18 protein-coding genes are annotated in these 17,930 nt (G+C 71.7%); 10 read left to right on the forward strand and 8 right to left on the reverse strand.

From position 1 onward, the window contains the following. Nucleotides 1-90 precede the first annotated feature (90 nt). Nucleotides 91-918, forward strand: coding sequence for a helix-turn-helix transcriptional regulator (locus Psi01_RS22330; RefSeq protein WP_204066153.1), 828 nt, complete (start codon nucleotides 91-93; stop codon nucleotides 916-918). Nucleotides 919-962: 44 nt separating this feature from the next. On the opposite strand, the gene Psi01_RS22335 is transcribed toward Psi01_RS22330, so the two are convergent. Then, on the reverse strand, nucleotides 963-1,832 hold the full coding sequence (locus Psi01_RS22335) for a 3-methyladenine DNA glycosylase (protein WP_204066016.1): 870 nt from the start codon (nucleotides 1,830-1,832) through the stop codon (nucleotides 963-965). A gap of 269 nt (nucleotides 1,833-2,101) precedes the next feature. On the opposite strand from Psi01_RS22335, the gene Psi01_RS22340 reads away from it, so the two are divergent. The 3 genes from Psi01_RS22340 (at nucleotide 2,102) to Psi01_RS22350 (ending at nucleotide 4,835) form a co-directional block, all read left to right on the forward strand. Further along, nucleotides 2,102-3,658 carry a PP2C family protein-serine/threonine phosphatase gene (locus Psi01_RS22340; protein WP_204066017.1) on the forward strand — a complete coding sequence of 519 codons (1,557 nt, stop codon included), beginning with the start codon at nucleotides 2,102-2,104 and terminating at the stop codon, nucleotides 3,656-3,658. Further along, nucleotides 3,658-4,032 (forward strand): STAS domain-containing protein, encoded by a 375-nt coding sequence (locus Psi01_RS22345; RefSeq protein ID WP_204066018.1) that lies wholly within the window; start codon nucleotides 3,658-3,660, stop codon nucleotides 4,030-4,032. Before Psi01_RS22340 ends, Psi01_RS22345 begins: the two co-directional genes overlap by 1 nt. 191 nt (nucleotides 4,033-4,223) lie before the next feature. After that, nucleotides 4,224-4,835 (forward strand): cadmium resistance transporter, encoded by a 612-nt coding sequence (locus Psi01_RS22350; RefSeq protein ID WP_204066019.1) that lies wholly within the window; start codon nucleotides 4,224-4,226, stop codon nucleotides 4,833-4,835. 74 nt (nucleotides 4,836-4,909) lie between these two features. Here Psi01_RS22350 and Psi01_RS22355 read toward each other — a convergent pair whose 3' ends face one another. The 3 genes from Psi01_RS22355 to Psi01_RS22365 form a co-directional block, all read right to left on the reverse strand. Then, nucleotides 4,910-5,641: a nuclear transport factor 2-like protein gene (locus tag Psi01_RS22355; protein ID WP_204066020.1), complete on the reverse strand. Its 732-nt coding sequence runs from the start codon at nucleotides 5,639-5,641 to the stop codon at nucleotides 4,910-4,912. A 144-nt stretch (nucleotides 5,642-5,785) separates the two neighbouring features. Beyond that, nucleotides 5,786-6,649, reverse strand: coding sequence for an NUDIX hydrolase (locus Psi01_RS22360; protein WP_204066021.1), 864 nt, complete (start codon nucleotides 6,647-6,649; stop codon nucleotides 5,786-5,788). A 67-nt stretch (nucleotides 6,650-6,716) separates the two neighbouring features. Next, nucleotides 6,717-7,748, reverse strand: coding sequence for a TerC/Alx family metal homeostasis membrane protein (locus Psi01_RS22365; protein WP_204066022.1), 1,032 nt, complete (start codon nucleotides 7,746-7,748; stop codon nucleotides 6,717-6,719). Nucleotides 7,749-8,315: 567 nt separating this feature from the next. Here Psi01_RS22365 and Psi01_RS22370 point away from each other — a divergent pair. Next, nucleotides 8,316-9,002: a hypothetical protein gene (locus Psi01_RS22370; RefSeq protein ID WP_204066023.1), complete on the forward strand. Its 687-nt coding sequence runs from the start codon at nucleotides 8,316-8,318 to the stop codon at nucleotides 9,000-9,002. Between the two features lie 21 nt (nucleotides 9,003-9,023). Here the strand turns inward: Psi01_RS22370 and Psi01_RS22375 are convergent, their stop codons facing one another. Then, the gene (locus Psi01_RS22375) at nucleotides 9,024-9,878 is read right to left on the reverse strand and encodes a M15 family metallopeptidase (protein WP_239127925.1); all 855 of its coding nucleotides are present in this window, start codon (nucleotides 9,876-9,878) and stop codon (nucleotides 9,024-9,026) included. 251 nt (nucleotides 9,879-10,129) lie between these two features. Between Psi01_RS22375 and Psi01_RS22380 the strand changes: the two genes are divergently transcribed. From Psi01_RS22380 to Psi01_RS22395, 4 genes are all read left to right on the forward strand, one after another. Beyond that, on the forward strand, nucleotides 10,130-10,918 hold the full coding sequence (locus Psi01_RS22380; RefSeq protein ID WP_204066024.1) for a prolipoprotein diacylglyceryl transferase: 789 nt from the start codon (nucleotides 10,130-10,132) through the stop codon (nucleotides 10,916-10,918). Then, entirely contained in the window at nucleotides 10,915-11,409 is a 495-nt protein-coding gene (locus Psi01_RS22385; protein ID WP_204066025.1) for a hypothetical protein, read from the forward strand. The genes Psi01_RS22380 and Psi01_RS22385 overlap by 4 nt, the downstream gene beginning before the upstream one ends. A gap of 5 nt (nucleotides 11,410-11,414) precedes the next feature. Continuing rightward, nucleotides 11,415-13,073, forward strand: coding sequence for a radical SAM protein (locus Psi01_RS22390; RefSeq protein WP_204066155.1), 1,659 nt, complete (start codon nucleotides 11,415-11,417; stop codon nucleotides 13,071-13,073). A gap of 268 nt (nucleotides 13,074-13,341) precedes the next feature. After that, a complete protein-coding gene (locus tag Psi01_RS22395) occupies nucleotides 13,342-14,523 on the forward strand; it encodes an ATP-binding protein (RefSeq protein WP_204066026.1) in 1,182 nt (393 codons plus the stop codon). Nucleotides 14,524-14,553: 30 nt separating this feature from the next. On the opposite strand, the gene Psi01_RS22400 is transcribed toward Psi01_RS22395, so the two are convergent. Together Psi01_RS22400 and Psi01_RS22405 are read right to left on the reverse strand one after the other, a co-directional pair. Beyond that, complete coding sequence (locus Psi01_RS22400; protein ID WP_204066027.1) at nucleotides 14,554-15,516, reverse strand: MauE/DoxX family redox-associated membrane protein; 963 nt, start codon at nucleotides 15,514-15,516, stop codon at nucleotides 14,554-14,556. Between the two features lie 14 nt (nucleotides 15,517-15,530). Further along, on the reverse strand, nucleotides 15,531-16,481 hold the full coding sequence (locus tag Psi01_RS22405) for a hypothetical protein (RefSeq protein WP_204066028.1): 951 nt from the start codon (nucleotides 16,479-16,481) through the stop codon (nucleotides 15,531-15,533). 300 nt (nucleotides 16,482-16,781) lie between these two features. Between Psi01_RS22405 and Psi01_RS22410 the strand changes: the two genes are divergently transcribed. Then, nucleotides 16,782-17,378, forward strand: coding sequence for a SigE family RNA polymerase sigma factor (locus Psi01_RS22410; RefSeq protein WP_373872510.1), 597 nt, complete (start codon nucleotides 16,782-16,784; stop codon nucleotides 17,376-17,378). Here Psi01_RS22410 and Psi01_RS22415 read toward each other — a convergent pair. After that, nucleotides 17,369-17,884, reverse strand: coding sequence for a MarR family winged helix-turn-helix transcriptional regulator (locus Psi01_RS22415; protein ID WP_204066030.1), 516 nt, complete (start codon nucleotides 17,882-17,884; stop codon nucleotides 17,369-17,371). The genes Psi01_RS22410 and Psi01_RS22415 overlap by 10 nt on opposite strands. Between the last annotated feature and the right edge of the window lie 46 nt (nucleotides 17,885-17,930).

Here is a 17,930-nt window from a genome sequence, read left to right on the forward strand (position 1 = left end):
GCCGGGACCGGGAAGGCCGCCCGGTTCCTGGGTGCGACACGGCCACCCGGAGGCCGATCGTCCGGTGGCAGACTCGAGGGCGTGAACGCGATGGCGGAGTTCCTTCGGGTACGGCGCGGGCGGATCGGCCCGGCCGACGTCGGGCTGCCCACCGGGCCGGGCGCCCGGCGCACCCCCGGACTGCGTCGCGAGGAACTGGCCGTGCTGGCCGGGGTGAGCGTGGACTACTACACCCGCATCGAGCAGGGCCGGGAGATCGCACCCAGTGACGCGGTGCTGGACGCGCTGGCCCGGGCCCTGCGGCTCACCGACGACGAGCACGCCCACCTGCTCGCCCTGGCCGACCGGGCCGCCGGGCGGACGCCGCGCCGCCGGCCCCCCGACCGGCAACCGGCCCGGCCGGGTCTGCGGCTGCTGCTGGACTCGCTCCGGCCCGGTCCGGCGTATGTGCTCAACGAGGTCAACGACGTGCTGGCCGCCAACCCCGAAGGGGTGGCGCTGCTGGCCGGGCTCGGCGAGTGGCCGCCCGCGCGGCGCAACGTGATCCGGTACACCTTCCTGCACCCGGCCGCGCGGACGCTCTTCGCCGACTGGGACCGGGTGGCGAGGAACAGCGTCGCGCACCTGCACACCGCCGAGCTGACCGCCCCGGAGCAGGCCGCCGCGCTGGTCGCCGAGCTGTCGGCGGCCAGTGGTGAGTTCGCCGCGCTGTGGCGCAGGCACGAGGTGTGGGTCAAGCGCGGCGGCCGGACCGCGTTCCGGCACCCGGTGATCGGCTCGCTCACCCTGGCCAACGAGGTGCTCGCCACCGCCGGTGACGGCCAGCGGCTGCTGGTCTATCAGGCCGCACCCGGTACGGCCGAGCACGACGCCCTGGTCCTGCTCGCGATGACCGCCCAGAGCGTGGACGCTGTGTAGGAGGGCTGCGCCCGGTCCGGATCAGACGCCGGAGCCCGGCCCGGTCAGCGGGGGCTGGGGACGGCGGCGCCGGCCAGGAGGCGTTCGCATGCTTCCAGCAGGCGTCGCCGGTGCACCCGGGCCCGTTCGGCGAAGCCCCGCTGTTCGGCGGCGTACTTGGCCCGTCCCTCGGGTGTCTCGATCCGGATCGCCCGGTAGCCGAGCGCGCTCAGGTCGTAGGGGGCGGCCCGCATGTCCACGGCGCGGATGTCACGGGCCAGCGTGAAGCAGTCGGCGACCAGCTCGCTGCCCACCAGCGGCGACAGCTTGTACGCCCATTTGTACAGGTCCATGTTGGCGTGCAGGCAGCCCGGCTGCTCCAGTTCGTGCTGCCGCTCCCGCGTGGGCTGCAACGCGTTGAGCGGGCGCGCCTGCGGGGTGAAGAAGCGGAAGGCGTCGAAATGGCTGCACCGCACGCCGCGTTCTTCCACGACCCGGGCGATCTCCTCCCCGCTGAGCCGAAGCGGCCAGGACTCGTGCCGGATCTCCGTCGTCCGGTAGACCATCGCCCACTCGTGCAGGCCGAAGCAGCCGAAGTACGCCGGGCGTTCCGCGGTGGCGGCCAGCAGCCGTGCGGCCCACTCGACGGTGGCGCCGCGCCTGTCCATCAGCGCCCCGGTGTCGAGCGTGGCTCCTTCGGGGGTGTCGACGTAGTCGCGGCCGAAGTCGCGGGCCCCCTTCAGCACCACCCCGGCGCCCGGGTGCCACTGTTGCAGCCGCGCGGGCCGGTACCCGTAGTAGGTGAACAGGAAGTCCTCGACGGGATGGGTCTCGCCCCGCGCCCGGCGCGCCAGGTGGGGCGCCGTCCATGCCTCGACCCGCCGCCGGTGGGCCTGCGCCCGCGCCCGCCACACTTCCGGCTCCAGAACCTCCACCGGTGAATGGTATGCGGGGGTCCGTACCGCCCGGCAAACCGATCACGCCCATCACGGGGTCCGCTGCCGGCGGGCTCTCCGGCGGGGTGGTCCCGCGTGTCTGCGGGGTCCCGTCCGGTGCATTCAGCCGGAGGATTATCCTCAACAGGGCAGATGACGTCACGAGATGTTAAAACGATCTCCTCGATGTGTCACTCTTGGGGAGCGGGTCCCATGAAAGGGGCTGGCGGTTCATGAGCGGAGGCGATCACATTTCCGGGCCGACTCTCATGATCCTCCCATCGGGAGGCCCGGCGGACCCGCCCGGCTCCGAGCCGGAGACCGTCGCGACGATACAGGCCCTGCTGGACGGCATCACGGCGCATGCCGCCTGGTCGGTGCCGATCCATGACGAGGCCGGAGAGATCCTCGACTTCGAGATCCGGGCGGTCAGCCCGGACGCGCGGGACATCCACGGCCGGACCGGCAAGGACCTGCTCGGGATGCGCGCCTTCGGGGCCTACTCCCCTGCGGACGACAGCCCTCTGCGCGAGGTCTACCTGCGGGTCCTGGAGACCGGCGAGCCCGAGGACATCCCCCAGTACGTCCACACGGAGACCACCGAGGGCGTTCCCCACCGCTCGACGTACACCCTCAGAGTCGCCAGGGTCCACGGCGGGCTGCTCGTCACGTGGACCCACGACGACGAGGAGGAGCGGATCGCGGCGCGCCTGGCCAACACCGAGCGCCTGGGAAACCTGGGCTGGGGCCGCTGGAACCTGGTCACCGGCGAGGTCGAGTGGTCCGACCAGCTGTACCGCATGCACCGGCGGGACCCGGCCGACGGTCCGCTCGACCTGGAGCAGTACCGCGGCATCACCCACCCCGAGGATCTGGCGCTCGTCGACCAGGCGGTGACCGCCTTCGGCGACGGGGGCACCTCCTACGAGTACGAGCTGCGGGTCCTCGTCGGCGACGAGTACCGCGTCATCCGCAACGTGGCCGAGGTCAGCCGGGACGCCGCGGGCCGGCCCGTGGAGATCTACGGCCTGATGCAGGACGTCACCGACTGGCGGCACACCACCCACCAGCTCGCCGACGCCCGGCAGCGGCTGGAGGAGGAGTCGCGGCTCGCCGCCGAGCTGCAGCACATCATCATGCCCGCGCAGGAGGACGTCCTCTCCCTGCCCGCCCTGCGGGTGGCCGTGCGCTACGACGCGGCCGAGACCGCTCCGCTGGGCGGCGACTGGTACCAGGCGATCCCGCTGAGCGACGACGAGGCGCTGCTGGCCGTGGGCGACGTCGCCGGGAGCGGCCTGGCCGCCGCCGCCGCGATGGCCAAGCTCCGCCACGCGATCACCGGTCTGGCCTTCGCCGACCAGGCGCCCGACCGGATCCTCGTGACGCTGAACCGGCTCCTGCGCCGCATCCGTCCCGACGTGCTCGCCACCGCCGTCGTCGCCCGCTTCCGGGCCAAGGATCGCACGCTCACCTTCACCCACGCCGGTCACCCGCCCATGCTGCTGGTCCGGGGCTCCCAGGTGCACCGGCTGCTCCAGCCCGGTGTGCTGCTCGGGGTCTTCGACGACGTGAGCTACAGCGCGGCGCAGGTACGGCTCCAGCCCGACGACCTGGTCGTGATGTTCACCGACGGCCTCATCGAGCTGCCGGGCCGCGACCTCTTCGAGGGCCTGAACCTGCTCGGCGAGAGCATCGCCGAGGCGGTGCGGGCGGCGCCCGCCGACCGGCTGGCCGCGGTGATGAGCGTGCTGGTGCCCAGCAACACCAGTGACGACACCTGCATGCTGGTCGCCCATCTCCGACCCGACAGCCCGGAAGTGTCATGATGTCCGACCTCCATATCCTGACCGCCACGACCCAGTTCACCGCCATCGACGGCGAGGGTGTCGGCGTGCTGACGGTCAAGGGAACCCTCGACTACACGACGCACGACCTGGCCATGGACTTCTTCGACCAGGCGTTCGCCCGGTTCGGCCCGAACCTCGTCGTGAACCTGCTGGAGGCCGACTTCCTCGACTCCCGGGCCACGGGTCTGCTGGCCTCCTGCTGGAAGCGCGCCTCGGACGAGGGCGGGTGGCTGGCGCTGGTGGCGGTGGAGTCGAGCACGGCCCGGGTCCTGTGGATCACCGGGGTCGCCTCCCGCCTGCCGGTGTTCCCCACGGTCGAGGAGGCGCTGGCGGCCGCGCCCTCCGGCGAATAGGCACCGCGACACCGGGACACCGGGTAGGCACCGCGACACCGGGTAGGCACCGCGACACCGGGACACCGGGTAGGCACCGCGACACCGGGTAGGCACCGCGACACCGGGTAGGCACCGCGACCGGGTAGGCGCCGCGACACCGCCCCGTCGGCCGTACGGCCCGCAGAAGGGTTCCTCTACGCTGACCGGTGATGGAGGATCTTCTGGGAACGGCCGCGACGGCCGTCGCCGTCTTCGCCGGAACCAATGTCGACGACATCATCGTCCTGACCGTCCTGTTCCTGTCCTCCCGCGCCTCCGGCCGGCCCCGCCCCTGGCAGATCGTCACCGGCCAGTACGCGGGGATCGCATTGCTCGTGGTGGTCTCGGCCGTCGCGGCGCTCGGCCTGACCGTCGTCCCCGACGAGTGGATCGGGCTGCTCGGCCTGGTCCCGCTCGGGCTCGGCCTGTGGAACCTGGCCGGAGTCCTGCGCGCCGCCGACGGCGGAGAACAGGCCCCGCCGGCCGCGACCGGTCTGCTGTCGGTGGCGGGGACCACCGTCGCCAACGGCGCCGACAACATCTCCGTCTACACCCCGCTGTTCCGCACCATCGGTCCCGGCGCGAGCCTGGTCACCGTGGCCGTCTTCGCGGTCCTGGTCGCGGCCTGGTGCGCGGCCGGGTCGTGGCTCGGCTCGCACAAGGCGGTCATCGCAGTGGTCGAGCGGTCCGGGCACTGGCTCGTGCCCGTCGTCTTCATCGCCATCGGAGCGGTGATCATCATCGAGTCCGGCGTCCTCGGACGTCTGGCCGCTCTCGTGTGATCCGCCTCCTGTAACCGGGCTTGTGACCCGCCTCCTGCGACCGGGCTCCTGTGACCGGGCTCCTGTGACCGGACTCAGCCGGGCGGGGGATCGGCGCTGGGCGCGGGGTCGGGCTCGACACCGGGCGCGGTGGTCCCGGGACCGGTCGGCGGGGCGCTGGGTGGTGCGCTGGGCGGCCCGGTGGCCCCCGGAGTGCCCCCGGGAGTGCCGCAGGCCCCGGCGGCCTGGCGCTCCTGGACGATCTGGTCGACGTTCTTGGTCTGGTACGCCTCCGTCTCCTGCGGCGGCACGACGTACCGCCACGAGCCGTTCTCGTAGGCGAAGTCGTAGTCGTAGGCGGTGGGGTCGCCCGCGCGGGTGGCCGTGACCAGGGCTGTCTCACCGGTGATCATGGTGTCGGTGATGGTGAACGACACACCGGAGATGGTCTGCGGGCAGAGCCGGAACAGGCGGACGTACTCCTCCCGCGTGATCAGCGCCTGGGACTGGGCGGTCCACAGGTCCCAGAACGCGCCGGAGTCCCCGGAGGCGTAGGCGTCGAACGCCGTCTGGGCGGTCTGCCGCAGTTCCTCCTCCGACGCCTCCGTGCCCGGAGCGCCCGTGGCGGAGGGGGCCGCCGCGCCGTTCCGCGTCGCGGCAGGCGGGTTCAGCACGGCGACCACGATCATGATCGCCGCGATGAGGAAGCCGGCGGCCACCAGAACGATCACGGCCACCCCCCGGCCGGTCTCGCCCTTTGAGGGCCGGCCGTACTGCAGGGGGTGGCCCACGTTCTGTCTCCGGGGCGGCTCGGAACGGATGAACATGATCGTAACGTCAGGTTGTCGGACTGGCCACGATTGTCCACTATCCCGGGACGTTCCAGTCGGAACCCATTCCGGGATGTTCCATACGGAACCGGTCCCGCCGATGTTCCACGTGGAACATCGGCGAACCCCTGGTCGCGGGCCTCAGAGCTGTGCCAGCAGCCAGCCGGGTCCGGCGACGTCAGCGCCGTGACCGGTGACGCGCTCGCGCAGGGCGCGGTCGGCGGTGACGACGAGGACGTGCTCCCAGGGGCGGGTGTCCCGTACGGCGCGCACGATCGCGTCGTCACCGCTGCTGGGCGCCTTCAGCAGGGTGACACCGGGCAACGGGTCCACCGCCCGGGCGGCGCCCTCCACCACCATCACGATCATCGGGAACCAGCGGGCCGGCGCGGGCGGGGACCCGGGGAGTCCGCACAGACCGGCCGAGGCCAGGGCGCCGACCTCGGCCATCAACTTCGCGGTGGCCCCGGCGCGGTCCCGCCACCAGCCGTGCTCGGCGCGGGCGCCGACGATGTTGGCGGCGTCGAGGACGATCACCAGCGGGCGGAGCGCCAGACTGACGGCGGGCCAGCTCTCGGCGAAGCCGGGATGGAGCTTGCGGGAGGCGACCTCGGACACGGGCAGCCAGCGCAGGTCGGTGCTCTCGCCGTTGGCCGGGGCGGCGGGCAGCAGCTCCTCCGCCTCGGCGATCACGGTCTCGAAGGACCAGCCGCCGTGGTCGTCGGTGTAGACGCCCTGCACCCGCAGGCCCTCCCCGTGCAGCGCGGCCTCCTCGCGGGCCTCGCGGAGCGCGCCGGTGATGGAGTCCTCGTGACTGTCACGGGCGCCTCCGGGCAGGCCCCAGGTGCCGCCGTGATGGCTCCACAGGGAGCGTTTCTGCATCAGGATGTGCGCCGTACCGCCGGAGTCGTGGTGCACGGCGAGCAGCCCGGCCGCCCCGTGCACACCCCAGTGCCGATGCCCTCGCTCGCATTGGGCCCAGCCGTCCCCGTCACCGGCCACCATAGGCACCATGATGCACCACGGGGAGCCGGGCCCCGGCGCTCCGGAAGTCCCGGGCTCCGGACAGGGATCAGCGTGTCGCGCGGGACTCGTCCTCGGCGGGAGGCAGGGCGGGTTCCTCGTCGCGGTGGTTGGCGTACACGCTCGTGGCCGTGACGGTGAGCAGGACCGCGACGATGACCCCCAGTGAGAGCAGAGTGGGGATCTCCGGCACCCAGGTCCAGATGCCGTGCGCCCAGTGCAGGACCAGCTTGACCCCGATGAAGGCGAGGATGAGGCCGAGCCCGTGGTTGAGGTGGCGCAGCTTGGTCAGGACGCCCTGCAGCACGAAGTAGAGCGCCCGCAGTCCCAGCAGGGCGAAGGCGTTGGTGGCGAAGACGAGGAAGGGGTCCTCGGTCACGCCGTACACCGCCGGGACCGAGTCGACGGCGAACACGATGTCGGTGGCGAAGACGGCCACGATGGCCAGCACCAGCGGGGTCAGGGCACGGCGCCCGTTCTCGTGGACGATCAGGCGCGAGCCGCGGTAGTCGTCGGTGACCGGCATGAAGCGCCGCAGCAGCCGGACCGTCCGCATGGAGGAGATGTCGACCTCCTGCTCGGTGCCCTTCATCGCGTCCCTGAGGATCTTCACTGCGGTGAAGATCAGGATCCCGCCGAACAGCAGGAACGCCCAGGTGCCGCTCTGCAGGACGGCCGCGCCGAGCGCGATGAAGACCGCGCGCAGTACCAACGCCCCGATGATGCCGTACAGCAGGACCCGCTGGGCCAGCGCGGCCGGGACCGCGAAGGCCGCCAGCAGCAGCATGAACACGAACAGGTTGTCCACCGACAGGGACTTCTCCACCACGTATCCGGTGAAGAACTCCAGTGCCGTGCCGGACCCGAAGGCCGACCACAGGTAGACACCGAAGATCATCGGCAGGATGAGATAGAAGACCGACCACCCCACCGCCTCGCGCATCCGCACCTCGTGCGGGCGCCGCGTCAGGAAGAAGTCCACCGCCAGTAGTGCCACGAGGGCCACCACCGTGATGGTCCACATCTGCGGTGAGCCGATCGTCTGTATGTCGGCAGCGGACAGGGTCGCCACGGCGGGCATGGGTCCTCCTCGAACGTGGTCGATCGTTCGAGGTCTCCTTCACCCTGCGCTTCGCGGGTGGCCGTCCGGGGACGTTCTGGGACGTCCGTACTGACCGGAGCGACGCTTGGGAAGTACTCCCCTCACCACAAGGTTAGGCCAGTCTCCGGGTGCTGCCCACCCCCGAATCGTGCCCGGTGTGGTTGACCCCGCACCTGACCTGGGCGGATAGTGGAACCGAAGCGGAGGGGAGTACCCACCGTCCGACGCCCCGATCGTCATCACGGTCCCCGCAGACCGGCGGACCCGGCGGGGCGGCCCTCGGTACGAGGGTGTGGGAAGACCTTCGTCCTCGCGGTCACGTGCCCGCGACGAGGGCGAAGGAGGGCCTGATGTCGATCACGATGTTCCTCGAAATCCTGCTGGGCGTCCTGCTGGTGATCTCCACGATCGTCACCGCCGCCGTTCTGTGGCCGGGGAAACCCCGGCATCATTGATGATCCACGGCTGTCGGGGAGACGGCCGCCGAAGAGACGAGAAGGCGTGCGATCGTCGGAACGGCTCTGGCATCTTGCGAGCTCGTACGGCATGGGCGAATGGTTCACGGCCGCGTGGGCGCAAGGGCTGGAGGTGTGGGAGGCCGCCCGCCGGATGGGCGTGACGGTGGCGGACGTGGACGACTCCGCCGACCGCACCTGGCAGGCTCTGCCGAAAGGGCCGGCACCCGGCCAGGAGTCGGCGGTGCTCTGGGCCGGCAGGCTCACCGGGGACTGGATCCAGATCATCCAGCTCGGCGGCCACGGCTGCGCCGGGGCCGTGCAGGAGTTGTCGTACGGCGGGCGGGCGTTCGCGGTGAGCTGGCACTTCAACCATCCCGGTGAGCTGCACTACGCCGTCAACGGACGCGACACCGCCGGGTTCACTCTCTCCGGGCCCGCGGAGCGGTGGGGGGACGCGCTCGACCCCTACACGGAGGGACTGCTGCTCGACGTGCAGGACTCCGACTGGGAGAACGACCCGGAACTGCCGCCGGGGTTGCGGGAGTATCTCGCCTGGGAGGAGGCCCGCGTCGAAAGCGGCGAGGAATACGAGGACGTCGCCATCCCAGAGGAGTGGCGGGACCTCGCCGGGCTCGCCCACGCCGGCTACAGCCCGGCGGAGGCGGAGGGCCGCTCCTCGCTCCTGACGCTCGTCGGCCGGATGACGGGCCGGGAGTTCGACAGGGAGTGGATGGCCGGGAAGCACACCCGCTATCTGCTCCGCGAGCCCGGATAGGCCCCGGCGGCCCGTGTCGTCTCAGCCGCCACCCTTGCTGAAGTGCTGGTAGTCCTTGGTGCCCGACCAGGAGCCGCCCCACTCCCAGCCGAGCCGGGCGAAGGCCTTGACCACCCGGTCGCCCGGGTTGATCACGCCGGGGGCGTTCACCGGGCGCTTGACGAACCTGCGGGCGTTGCGGTGGGCGAACGAGCCGTCGGCGGAGACGTAGGGGTTCTCCCGGGGGTTGATGTCGATGGCCCGGCCGTAGGCGTGCTTGGACCAGCTGCTCGACCCGGTCGCCGGGCGGCAGTTGAAGGCCGAGGTGTTGTCGGCCTCGATCGAGTCGAAGTCGTCGCCCTTGTAGACGTCGACGAGCTCCATCCGGTAGATCGGCCAGCGCCAGCCGTACAGGCGCCGGAAGATCGTGACAACGTCGTCCGCGACGTCCTCGTGCACGACCATCTCGCCGATGTGAGGTCGGTCGTCGAAGCCCCAGTAGGTCATGGTGATCAACCGCAGGTCGCGCACCGGCACCGGGCAGCCGGAGCGCCAGGAGTGCTCCAGGCGCTCGCGGGCGATCCGGGAGACCTTCGCGGAGAAGGGCGGGGGCCCGGCCGGGGACTGCGTCGGCGTCGGGGCGGCCGAGGGCGGAGGGGACGTGGCCGGGGCGGTGGGAGCCGTCGGAGACGGCGCGCCGGTGGGTGAGAGCGTGGGCGTGGGCGAGACGGTGGGCGAGGCCGGGGGGGAGACGGCCGGAGTCGTCGAGGAGCGCGGGGGCGGGACGGGGCGGACGGACTCGGCGGTGGGGACCGCGACGGGGTCGGAGGAGCCGCAGGCGGCCGGCGCCAGGCAGGCCATCGCCGCGACGATCATCCGGACGGGCGTCCCGACCACGCGGGCGGATCTCCTGGGCGTCGTGACCGCCCGGACGGGCGTCCCGAGTCCGGCGTCCCCCACCTGCCCACCTCCCCCGCGGATCCGGCCTGCCCGGTGTGACCTGGACGGACACACCTCGTATGACACGACGGCTCCTAGCGTAGCCCTCCGGACACGACACGTGACGACGTCCCGTACTTCCGCCGGGCGAGACCCGCCGGAGGAGCGGGACGGTGGCCCGGACGGGCCGCGCATCCTAGTGTTTGCGCATGGAGCCGGTGATCGGGGTCGGGGGATGGACCGTACCGACGCACGGGCTGTTCGTCGGGCTCGGCGTGCTGACCGCGGCCGTGGTCTTCGTCGCGGAGGCCCGCCGCCGCGGCGCCCCCGCCGAGCAGTCGCTGGTCGCCGTCGCGGGCGCGCTCGTCGGCGGGGCGATCGGCATGCGGCTGTCCGGCTGGGCCGAGCACCTCGACCCGGCGCTCAACCCCGGCCTGCTGGAAGCCTGGATGTTCGGCTCGCGGAGCATCCTGGGCGGGCTCACCGGGGCCTACGCGGGCGTGCTGATCGCCAAGAAGCTGATCGGCTACCGCGAGAGGACCGGCGACCTGTTCGCGCCGGCGGTCGCCCTCGGCATGGCGGTCGGCCGGATCGGCTGCCACCTCACCGAGGCCCCGGGACGTCCCACCACGCTGCCCTGGGGCGTGCACGCCCCCGCCTCCACCCCGGGCTGCCCCGGATGCCTGGCCGGGCAGGCCATGCACCCGTCGTTCCTGTACGAGGTGGCCTTCCACCTGCTGGCCTTCGCGGCGCTGTGGTGGTGGCTGCGCGGCAGGATCACCCGGCCGGGCGAGCTGTTCACCCTCTACGTCGCGGCCTACGCCGTCTTCCGCTTCCTGGTGGAGTTCACCAGGGCCAACGAGACGGTCTGGCTGGACCTCACCCGCCCGCAGTGGTTCCTCCTCCCCGGTCTGCTGCTGGTCGTCATCAGACTCCGGTACGGCTACCGCCGGGGCTTCTATGATGCGCTCGTCCGCAGACAGGAGATCCGCGCATGACCACCCCGCCGCAGGGCCCGCAGAACCCGCAGGAGCCTCAGGAGCCGCAGGATCCCAGGGAACCGCAGGCTCCCCGCGATCACCACGGCTGGGGGACCCGCTGGCCGCCGCAGGGTCCGGGGGGTCCGCCGCAGGGTCCGGGGGGTCCGCCGCAGGGGCCGGGAGGCCCGCCTCCACACGGGGCGCCGCCCCCGTCGCACCCGGTCAGGTCCGCGGGGGCGACCGTCGGGGCGGCGTTCGGCGGCGTCTTCGGCTTCATGGCGATCAACCTGGTGATCGGGCTGATCGCGCTCAGGATCGCCTCCGGGACCGCCTTCGCGGTGGCCGCCGTGCTCCTCGCGCTGATCGCCTTCGGCGGCGGGTTCCTGCTGATCAGGACGGGCAGACCCGCCGGGAACGGGCTGGGCATCGGGCTGATGATCGGCTGGGCGCTGGTCTCGATCATCTCGGCCGGGTTCTGCACCGGCCTCAACCCGGAGATGTACCGGTGACGGGGATGCCCCTGCGGGGCGACCGCATCCTGCGTTACGTCAACGCCTTCTGCCCGCGCTGCCACGACGCCGACCCCGAGCGCCCGCTGCACGACGTGCCGCGCCTGACGGGCTATCTCGCCGAGCGCGACGGCCGCGTCCATCTGGAGCGCGGGTGCCGGGTCCACGGCCTGGTCCGCACGCTGTACGACGAGGACCCGGAGATCCTCGCCTACCTGGAGGAGTGGACCGCCCCCACCAAGGCCCACGTCCCCGACACGCCGGGGAACTTCGACCCCGTCCCGCAGGCCTACCTGCGCGGCCTCCCCGAGACGCAGACCCAGCACACCTGCATCCTGCTGGAGGACATCGCCGAGACCTGCAACCTGCGCTGCCCCACCTGCTTCGCGGGCTCCTCGCCCGACCTGCGCGGGGTCGTCCCGGTCGCCGACGTGCTGGCGAACGTCGACCAGCGCCTGGCCAGGGAGAACGGCCGTCTGGACGTGCTCATGCTGAGCGGCGGCGAGCCCACCCTCCACCCGGACCTGGGCCCGCTGCTGGAGGAACTGGTCACCCGGCCGATCACCCGCATCCTGGTCAACACCAACGGGCTCCTGATCGCCCGCGACGACGCCCTGCTCAGCCTGCTGGCCGGGCACCGCGACCGGGTCGAGGTCTACCTGCAGTACGACGGCACCTCCGCCGAGGCCTCGCGCCACCACCGGGGAGGGGACCTGCGCGCCCTCAAGGCGCAGGCCGTACGGCGGCTGTCGGAGCGGGAGATCTTCACGACCCTCGTCATGACGGCCGCGCTCGGCGTCAACGACACGGAGATCGGCGACGTCGTGCGGCTCGCGCTCGACACGCCGTACGTGGGCGGGGTGTCCCTGCAGCCGCAGTTCGGCTCGGGGCGGTCCGGGGCGATCGACCCGATGGACCGGCTGACCCACACCGGCGTGCTCAGGCGCCTGGGCCCGCAGACCGGCGGGCTCGTCACCTGGCGCGACCTCACCGCGCTGCCGTGCTCGCACCCGCACTGCTGCTCCGTCGGCTACATGATCCGCGACGACTCCGGCCGGTGGCGGTCGCTGACCGCGCTGATGGGACACGACCGGCTCAAGGAGAACCTCGGCCTCGTCTCCAACCGGATCGCCGACACCGAGATCCCGCGCGAGCTGCGCCTGGCCGTACAGGAGTCGCTGCTCGGGCTGCTGTCGGAGCAGTCGTCGCTGTCGCACCCGCAGATCGGCGACGTGTGGCGGACCGTCTCGCAGAACTGCGACCTGGGCGTCTCCACGTTGCTGGCGGTGGCGTCCTCGGCGTTGCCCGGACGCCGGCGCCGGATCCGCCGGATGCTCGGCGAGCGGGTGGTCCGCATCACGGTGAAGCCGTTCATGGACATGTCGACGATGCTGGAGGAGCGGCTCGTGCAGTGCTGCGTCCACGTGGGCACCCGCTCGGACCAGGACCAGTGCGCCCCGTTCTGCGCGGTGCAGGCCTGGCCGGCGCTGTCGCGCCAGCGGCTGTCCTCGGTGGCCTCCTCCGCCGTCTCCGCCGAATCGGCCGTCTCAGCCGAGCCTGCCCTCTCCACCGAGCCTGCCCTCTCCACCGAGTCGACCCTCTCAGCCGAAGGAGCCGCCCTCTCCGGCGGAGGCGTACGGCTCCCGCTTCTCGATCTTTCTTGACGGGCCGGGTGGGCGACCTTTAGCCGAGCTTTTCTTCGGAAAGTCTCGTCATTGTGTTCGATCCCGCGCTACAGTCGAAGGCATTGGATCGAACACGGGTTCGGTCGGTGTCCGTCCAGGTGAGGGGTGTGCCATGGCGATGCCCGCGACCTCCCCGGCGCCTTGCGCGCCCGCCCCGCGCCGCCCCTCCCTGAGACGTGCGACACGCCATAACGCTTTCTACGGAAATCTAGGACGGCCGCTATATCCCGTCATAAAGTCCGAGAGCGTGGACCCCGTGCGCAACCCCTATGCCCCCGGCGCGGGGCAGCGCCCCCCGGAGCTCGCCGGGCGTGACCGCGAGCTGCAGCAGTTCGAGGTCGTCCTGGAGCGGGTGGCCCGAGGCCGCCCCGAGCGCAGCATGGTCATCACCGGCCTGCGCGGCGTCGGCAAGACCGTCCTGCTCAACACCTTCAAGTCGATGGCCATGCAGCGGCTGTGGGGCACCGGCAAGATCGAGGCCCGGCCCGACCGGTCGATCCGCCGTCCGGTGGCCGCCGCCCTGCACATGGCCATCCGCGAGCTGTCCCCCCGGCACCGCGCGCCCGAGCGCATCGAGGAGTTCCTCGGCGTGCTGAAGGCCTTCGCGATGCGCGACGCCTCCGCGGCCAAGGGCACCTCGCACTGGTCACCCGGGATCGACGTGCCCGCCGCGCGCGGCCGGGCCGACTCCGGCGACCTGGAGATCGACCTCACCGAGCTGTTCGTCGACGCCGCCGCGGTCGCCACCGACCTGGGCGTCGGGATCGCCCTGTTCATCGACGAGATGCAGGACGTCCAGGTCGAGGACGTCTCGGCGCTGTGCGCCGCCTGCCACGAGCTCTCCCAGAGCGGCGGCCCGCTGATCGTGGTCGGCGCCGGCCTGCCGCACCTGCCCAGCGTCCTGTCGGCCAGCAAGAGCTACTCCGAGCGGCTCTTCCGCTACGCCAGGATCGACCGGCTCGACCGCGAGGCGGCCGACCTGGCGCTCATCGCCCCGGCCCAGGGCGAGGGGGTCGAGTTCACCCAGGAGGCCCTCGACGCCCTCTATCAGGCGGCCGACGGCTACCCCTACTTCGTCCAGGCCTACGGCAAGGTCGCCTGGGACCTGGCGCTGCGCAGCCCGATCACCGCCGACGACGTCAAGGTCTCCGCCCCGGAGGCGGAGGAGGAGCTCGCGGTCGGCTTCTTCGGCAGCCGCTACGAGCGGGCCACCCCGGCCGAGCGCGACTACATGCACGCCATCGCCTCGATCGGCGACGAGCCGGTGGCCACGGCCGAGGTGGCCGAGATCCTCGGCCGCAAGCCGTCCAGCCTCTCCCCGGCCCGCGACAGCCTCATCAAGAAGGGGCTGATCTACAGTGCCGAGCGCGGGCTGATCGCGTTCACCGTCCCGCACTTCGGAAAGTTTCTCCGTTCCCAACCGATCTGAACGTATGTTCGATACAGTGAGGAACGGCTGCTAGCCCTCTATACGGCTCTCTAGTGGGGAAGCTAGAGAGCCGTATAGAGCTGAATTGTGCCGCGCCGCGTGGCGGGCACGGGTCAGCATCCGGCCGGATCGGGGCTGTGACCTGGCGGAGACCGGCTCCGGCCGGGAATGCCCCACCGTGACCGGCTCCACGGCGACCGGCCGTCCCTCGGCGTCGACCAGGGCCACCCGCACCGCCGGGCGCCTGCCGATCAGGTGCACCGCGAAGACGACCTCCAGCCGGTTCCCCTCGGGGCCGCGCCCCGGATAGGCGAAGAACCGCCAGCACAGCTCCCGCCAGGAGTCGACCGGGTCCGGGCTCGCCAGGAACCTCATGTGCGCCTGCCAGGCCGCGCTCGCGCGCAGTCGATTCAGGGCCGTCTCCGGGTCCATCCGGCGCTGCTCGCAGGGCACGCGATAGCGGATCCGGGCGGCGGCCTCCTCGATCTCCGGCGAGAGGGCGGCGACCAGCAGCAGCCCGCCGGCCATGGCCAGGCCCTCGATCCAGGAGATCCCGGCCAGCACCGACCAGCCCGGGGCCGGCCCGACCCAGACCGTGCCCGCGGCCATGGCGGTCAGCACCACCGTGCGCGCCAGCGAGCGGGCGCCCACCGGGATCGAGCTGACGTCGCCGAAGCAGCCGCAGCCCGCGTCCGGCCGCCTGCGGCGCAGTTCCCACAGCACGTAGGCGGACACCGCGAAGAAGGCCACCGCTCCCCACCGGAAGAACGGGTGCCCGGTGAGCATCAGGCCGCCCAGCAGGAAGGCCTCCCCGGCCGCGCAACCGAGCATCGCGGGCGCGCGCCACTTCTCGGCCACCAGCACCGCCGGTCCGAGCCCGCTCATCCCCCCGGGCTCGGAGTTGTTCGTGACGGTCCTGATCTTCGCCGCCATGCCCAGCGCCAGCAGTACGGCCAGCACCGGGATCTGCGCCGCGGCGATCGTGATCCACACCTGTGACACCTGTGTCACCCCAATCCGACCCGGGCATTGAAGCATCCCGTGGTCAGGTCCCCACCCAGTTCCACGAAAGAGGACGGCGACAGCTCCGCGATCCGGCCACGCGGAGACGTGCCGCACTCCAGGCACCGGTCGCAGAAACGACCGGCGAGACAGCCGCATGTCACGATCGGGACGATCGAGGTGCGGCCCGTGCACACGTTGCGCATCTCCAGCATCGAGCCCAGCGCCAGATAGGGCAGCCTGGCGCAGGACACGCCCGCCTCGTCGCACTCCGAGTCGGAGGACTCCAGCATCGGATAGGCCGCTCCGCGCTCGTCGAGGTCGAAGGCGTCGGACCAGGTCGCGGTGCCCGAGATCCGTGACTGCGCGCCGCCGTACGACGGGGGCTGCTCGGGTACGGACGTCCACCGGTAGGGCGGCTGCGAGGTCGCGGGGAGCCGGGCGTGGGAGACGCCGTCCTCGCGTACGCCGATGGCGTCGAACAGATAGCCGGGTTCGAACTTCGGATGGCGGACCTGCAGGCGTCCCGAGGCGCCGTAGGGGATGACGACGGTGCGCCGTCCCCGGTGGGGTCCGCAGTAGAGCTCCATCGTGCGGTCTCGCGCGCCCTTGCCGACATTCTGGATCACACCGGTGATGCGGGTGATGTCCGCCCAGATCCGCTCGGCGACCCTGCCCCCCTGCACCGCCCTGACGATCACCTGGGAGCCCCTCGGCAGATCGGCCGGAGCGACGGTCTCCCCCCGCCAGGCGGTCGCCCACGGCGCGATGACCAGACGCTCGTGCCTGCCGTCCGGCGTCTCGATGATGATCAGGTGCGGACTGATGTCCAGGATCTCTCCGGTGACGGCGTGCAGGAGCTCGCCCTCGTCGGCGACCGGCCCCGGGGTCGCCGGATTCCGGCCAAGCGCGGCCGCGGCCAGCGCGTGGCGGCGGTCAACGCTCCGGTAGAGCATCGTCGCTTCCCCTCTTGTCGGCGAGGTGTTCCGGCCAGCGTCACATGATTTGCGCCGGGCGGGGTCCGGCGCACACCAATAATTCCGACAGGGGCCCTACCAGGTAGCAAAATTCACATCCCCGGTAGAACGCCTTGATGCCCACGCCGGGTCAAACCCGTACCTAGTGCCCCTCGCGCGCTCCGCCACCCAGCTGAATCGATCTTTGCACTCGTCAGGATGAAACCTGGATTCCGGTTCAGCCGTATCCGGGCCCGCGGCTGCGATTCTGACGACGAGACGCCCACGACCCACAGGCTGGTGATCGCAGTGACCGGCGGGATCCACGACGAGTTCCGCGAGTACGTCGCAGCTCGCGGACCGGCGCTCCTGCGCGCCGCCCACCAGGTCACCGGCAATCCCAACGACGCCGAGGACCTGCTGCAGGCGGCCCTGGTCAAGACCTACCTCGCCTGGGAGCGCATCGAGGACCGCGCGGCCCTGGACGGCTACGTGCGCCGGACGATGGTCAACATCAACATCTCGTGGTGGCGGCGGCGCAGGCTGGAGGAGTATCCGTCGGACGAACTGCCGGAGCCGGTCCAGTCGATCGTCCACGGTTATCTGCCGGAGCGGGTGGAGCAGGCCCTCGAACGCCTGCCCGCCCGGATGCGGGCCGCGATCGTGCTGCGGTACTACGAGGACATGTCCGAGCCGGAGATCGCCAAGGCTCTGGGCGTCAGCGTCGGGACGGTCAAGAGCACCGTCTCACGGGGCATGGCGAAGCTCCGCGGCACCCTGGGGGACCCGGCTTCGGAGCGGGTGTGCGCGGAACCTGTGGACATGGTTGCGGAGCGGGTGTGCGCGGAGCCTGAGGGCATGGCTGCGGAGCGGCGGCACCTCGAACCTCAGGGCTGAGCCTGCCCGGCGGCCGCCGTCTCCTGCGCCGGTGTGTGCTCGGAACCGGCCGTGGCGCACGGCCGTACGGCGTCGCGGATGATCCGCAGCGTGTCCAGGAAGGTCGCGAGCTGGTCGGGGGCGAGCAGGCCGGTGAACCAGGCCTCGATGTCGACCAGGTGCTGCGGGAGCACCTCGGCGAGCCGGCTGGTGCCCGCCTCGGTGATCGCGGAGTAGGAGGCCCGGCGGTCGGTGGCGCACGCCTGCCGTACGACGAGGCCTTCGCGCTCCAGCCGGTCCACGACGCGGGTGACCCCGCTGGTGGAGAGGTTGGTCTGCGCGGCCAGGTCGCTCATGCGCAACCGCTGACCGGGTGAGCGCGCCAGGCGGATCAGGGTCTCGAAGTCGATCTCCGAGAGACCCGCGGCGGCCAGGGAAGGGAGCGTCTTCGCCGACAGGCCGGTGGAGACCTCCGCCAGGAGGCCCATCGCCGTCAACCGAGGGTCGTCGAAAGGAATCACGTTCACACTCTATGGGACGATAGTTGACGTGAGGAATATTCCTCGGATAGAA

It is taken from the genome of Paraplanobispora siamensis, from assembly GCF_016863175.1.
Taxonomy (GTDB): domain Bacteria; phylum Actinomycetota; class Actinomycetes; order Streptosporangiales; family Streptosporangiaceae; genus Planobispora; species Planobispora siamensis.

Bases quoted from the DNA above. Each gene is read 5' to 3' on its own strand.
- Psi01_RS22330 (WP_204066153.1), top strand. From the start codon at position 91: ATGGCGGAGTTCCTTCGGGTACGGCGCGGGCGGATCGGCCCGGCCGAC.
- Psi01_RS22340 (WP_204066017.1), top strand. From the start codon at position 2,102: ATGATCCTCCCATCGGGAGGCCCGGCGGACCCGCCCGGCTCCGAGCCG.
- Psi01_RS22345 (WP_204066018.1), top strand. From the start codon at position 3,658: ATGTCCGACCTCCATATCCTGACCGCCACGACCCAGTTCACCGCCATC.
- Psi01_RS22350 (WP_204066019.1), top strand. From the start codon at position 4,224: ATGGAGGATCTTCTGGGAACGGCCGCGACGGCCGTCGCCGTCTTCGCC.
- Psi01_RS22355 (WP_204066020.1), bottom strand. From the start codon at position 5,641: ATGTTCATCCGTTCCGAGCCGCCCCGGAGACAGAACGTGGGCCACCCC.
- Psi01_RS22360 (WP_204066021.1), bottom strand. From the start codon at position 6,649: ATGGTGGCCGGTGACGGGGACGGCTGGGCCCAATGCGAGCGAGGGCAT.
- Psi01_RS22365 (WP_204066022.1), bottom strand. From the start codon at position 7,748: ATGCCCGCCGTGGCGACCCTGTCCGCTGCCGACATACAGACGATCGGC.
- Psi01_RS22370 (WP_204066023.1), top strand. From the start codon at position 8,316: ATGGGCGAATGGTTCACGGCCGCGTGGGCGCAAGGGCTGGAGGTGTGG.
- Psi01_RS22380 (WP_204066024.1), top strand. From the start codon at position 10,130: ATGGAGCCGGTGATCGGGGTCGGGGGATGGACCGTACCGACGCACGGG.
- Psi01_RS22385 (WP_204066025.1), top strand. From the start codon at position 10,915: ATGACCACCCCGCCGCAGGGCCCGCAGAACCCGCAGGAGCCTCAGGAG.
- Psi01_RS22390 (WP_204066155.1), top strand. From the start codon at position 11,415: ATGCCCCTGCGGGGCGACCGCATCCTGCGTTACGTCAACGCCTTCTGC.
- Psi01_RS22405 (WP_204066028.1), bottom strand. From the start codon at position 16,481: ATGCTCTACCGGAGCGTTGACCGCCGCCACGCGCTGGCCGCGGCCGCG.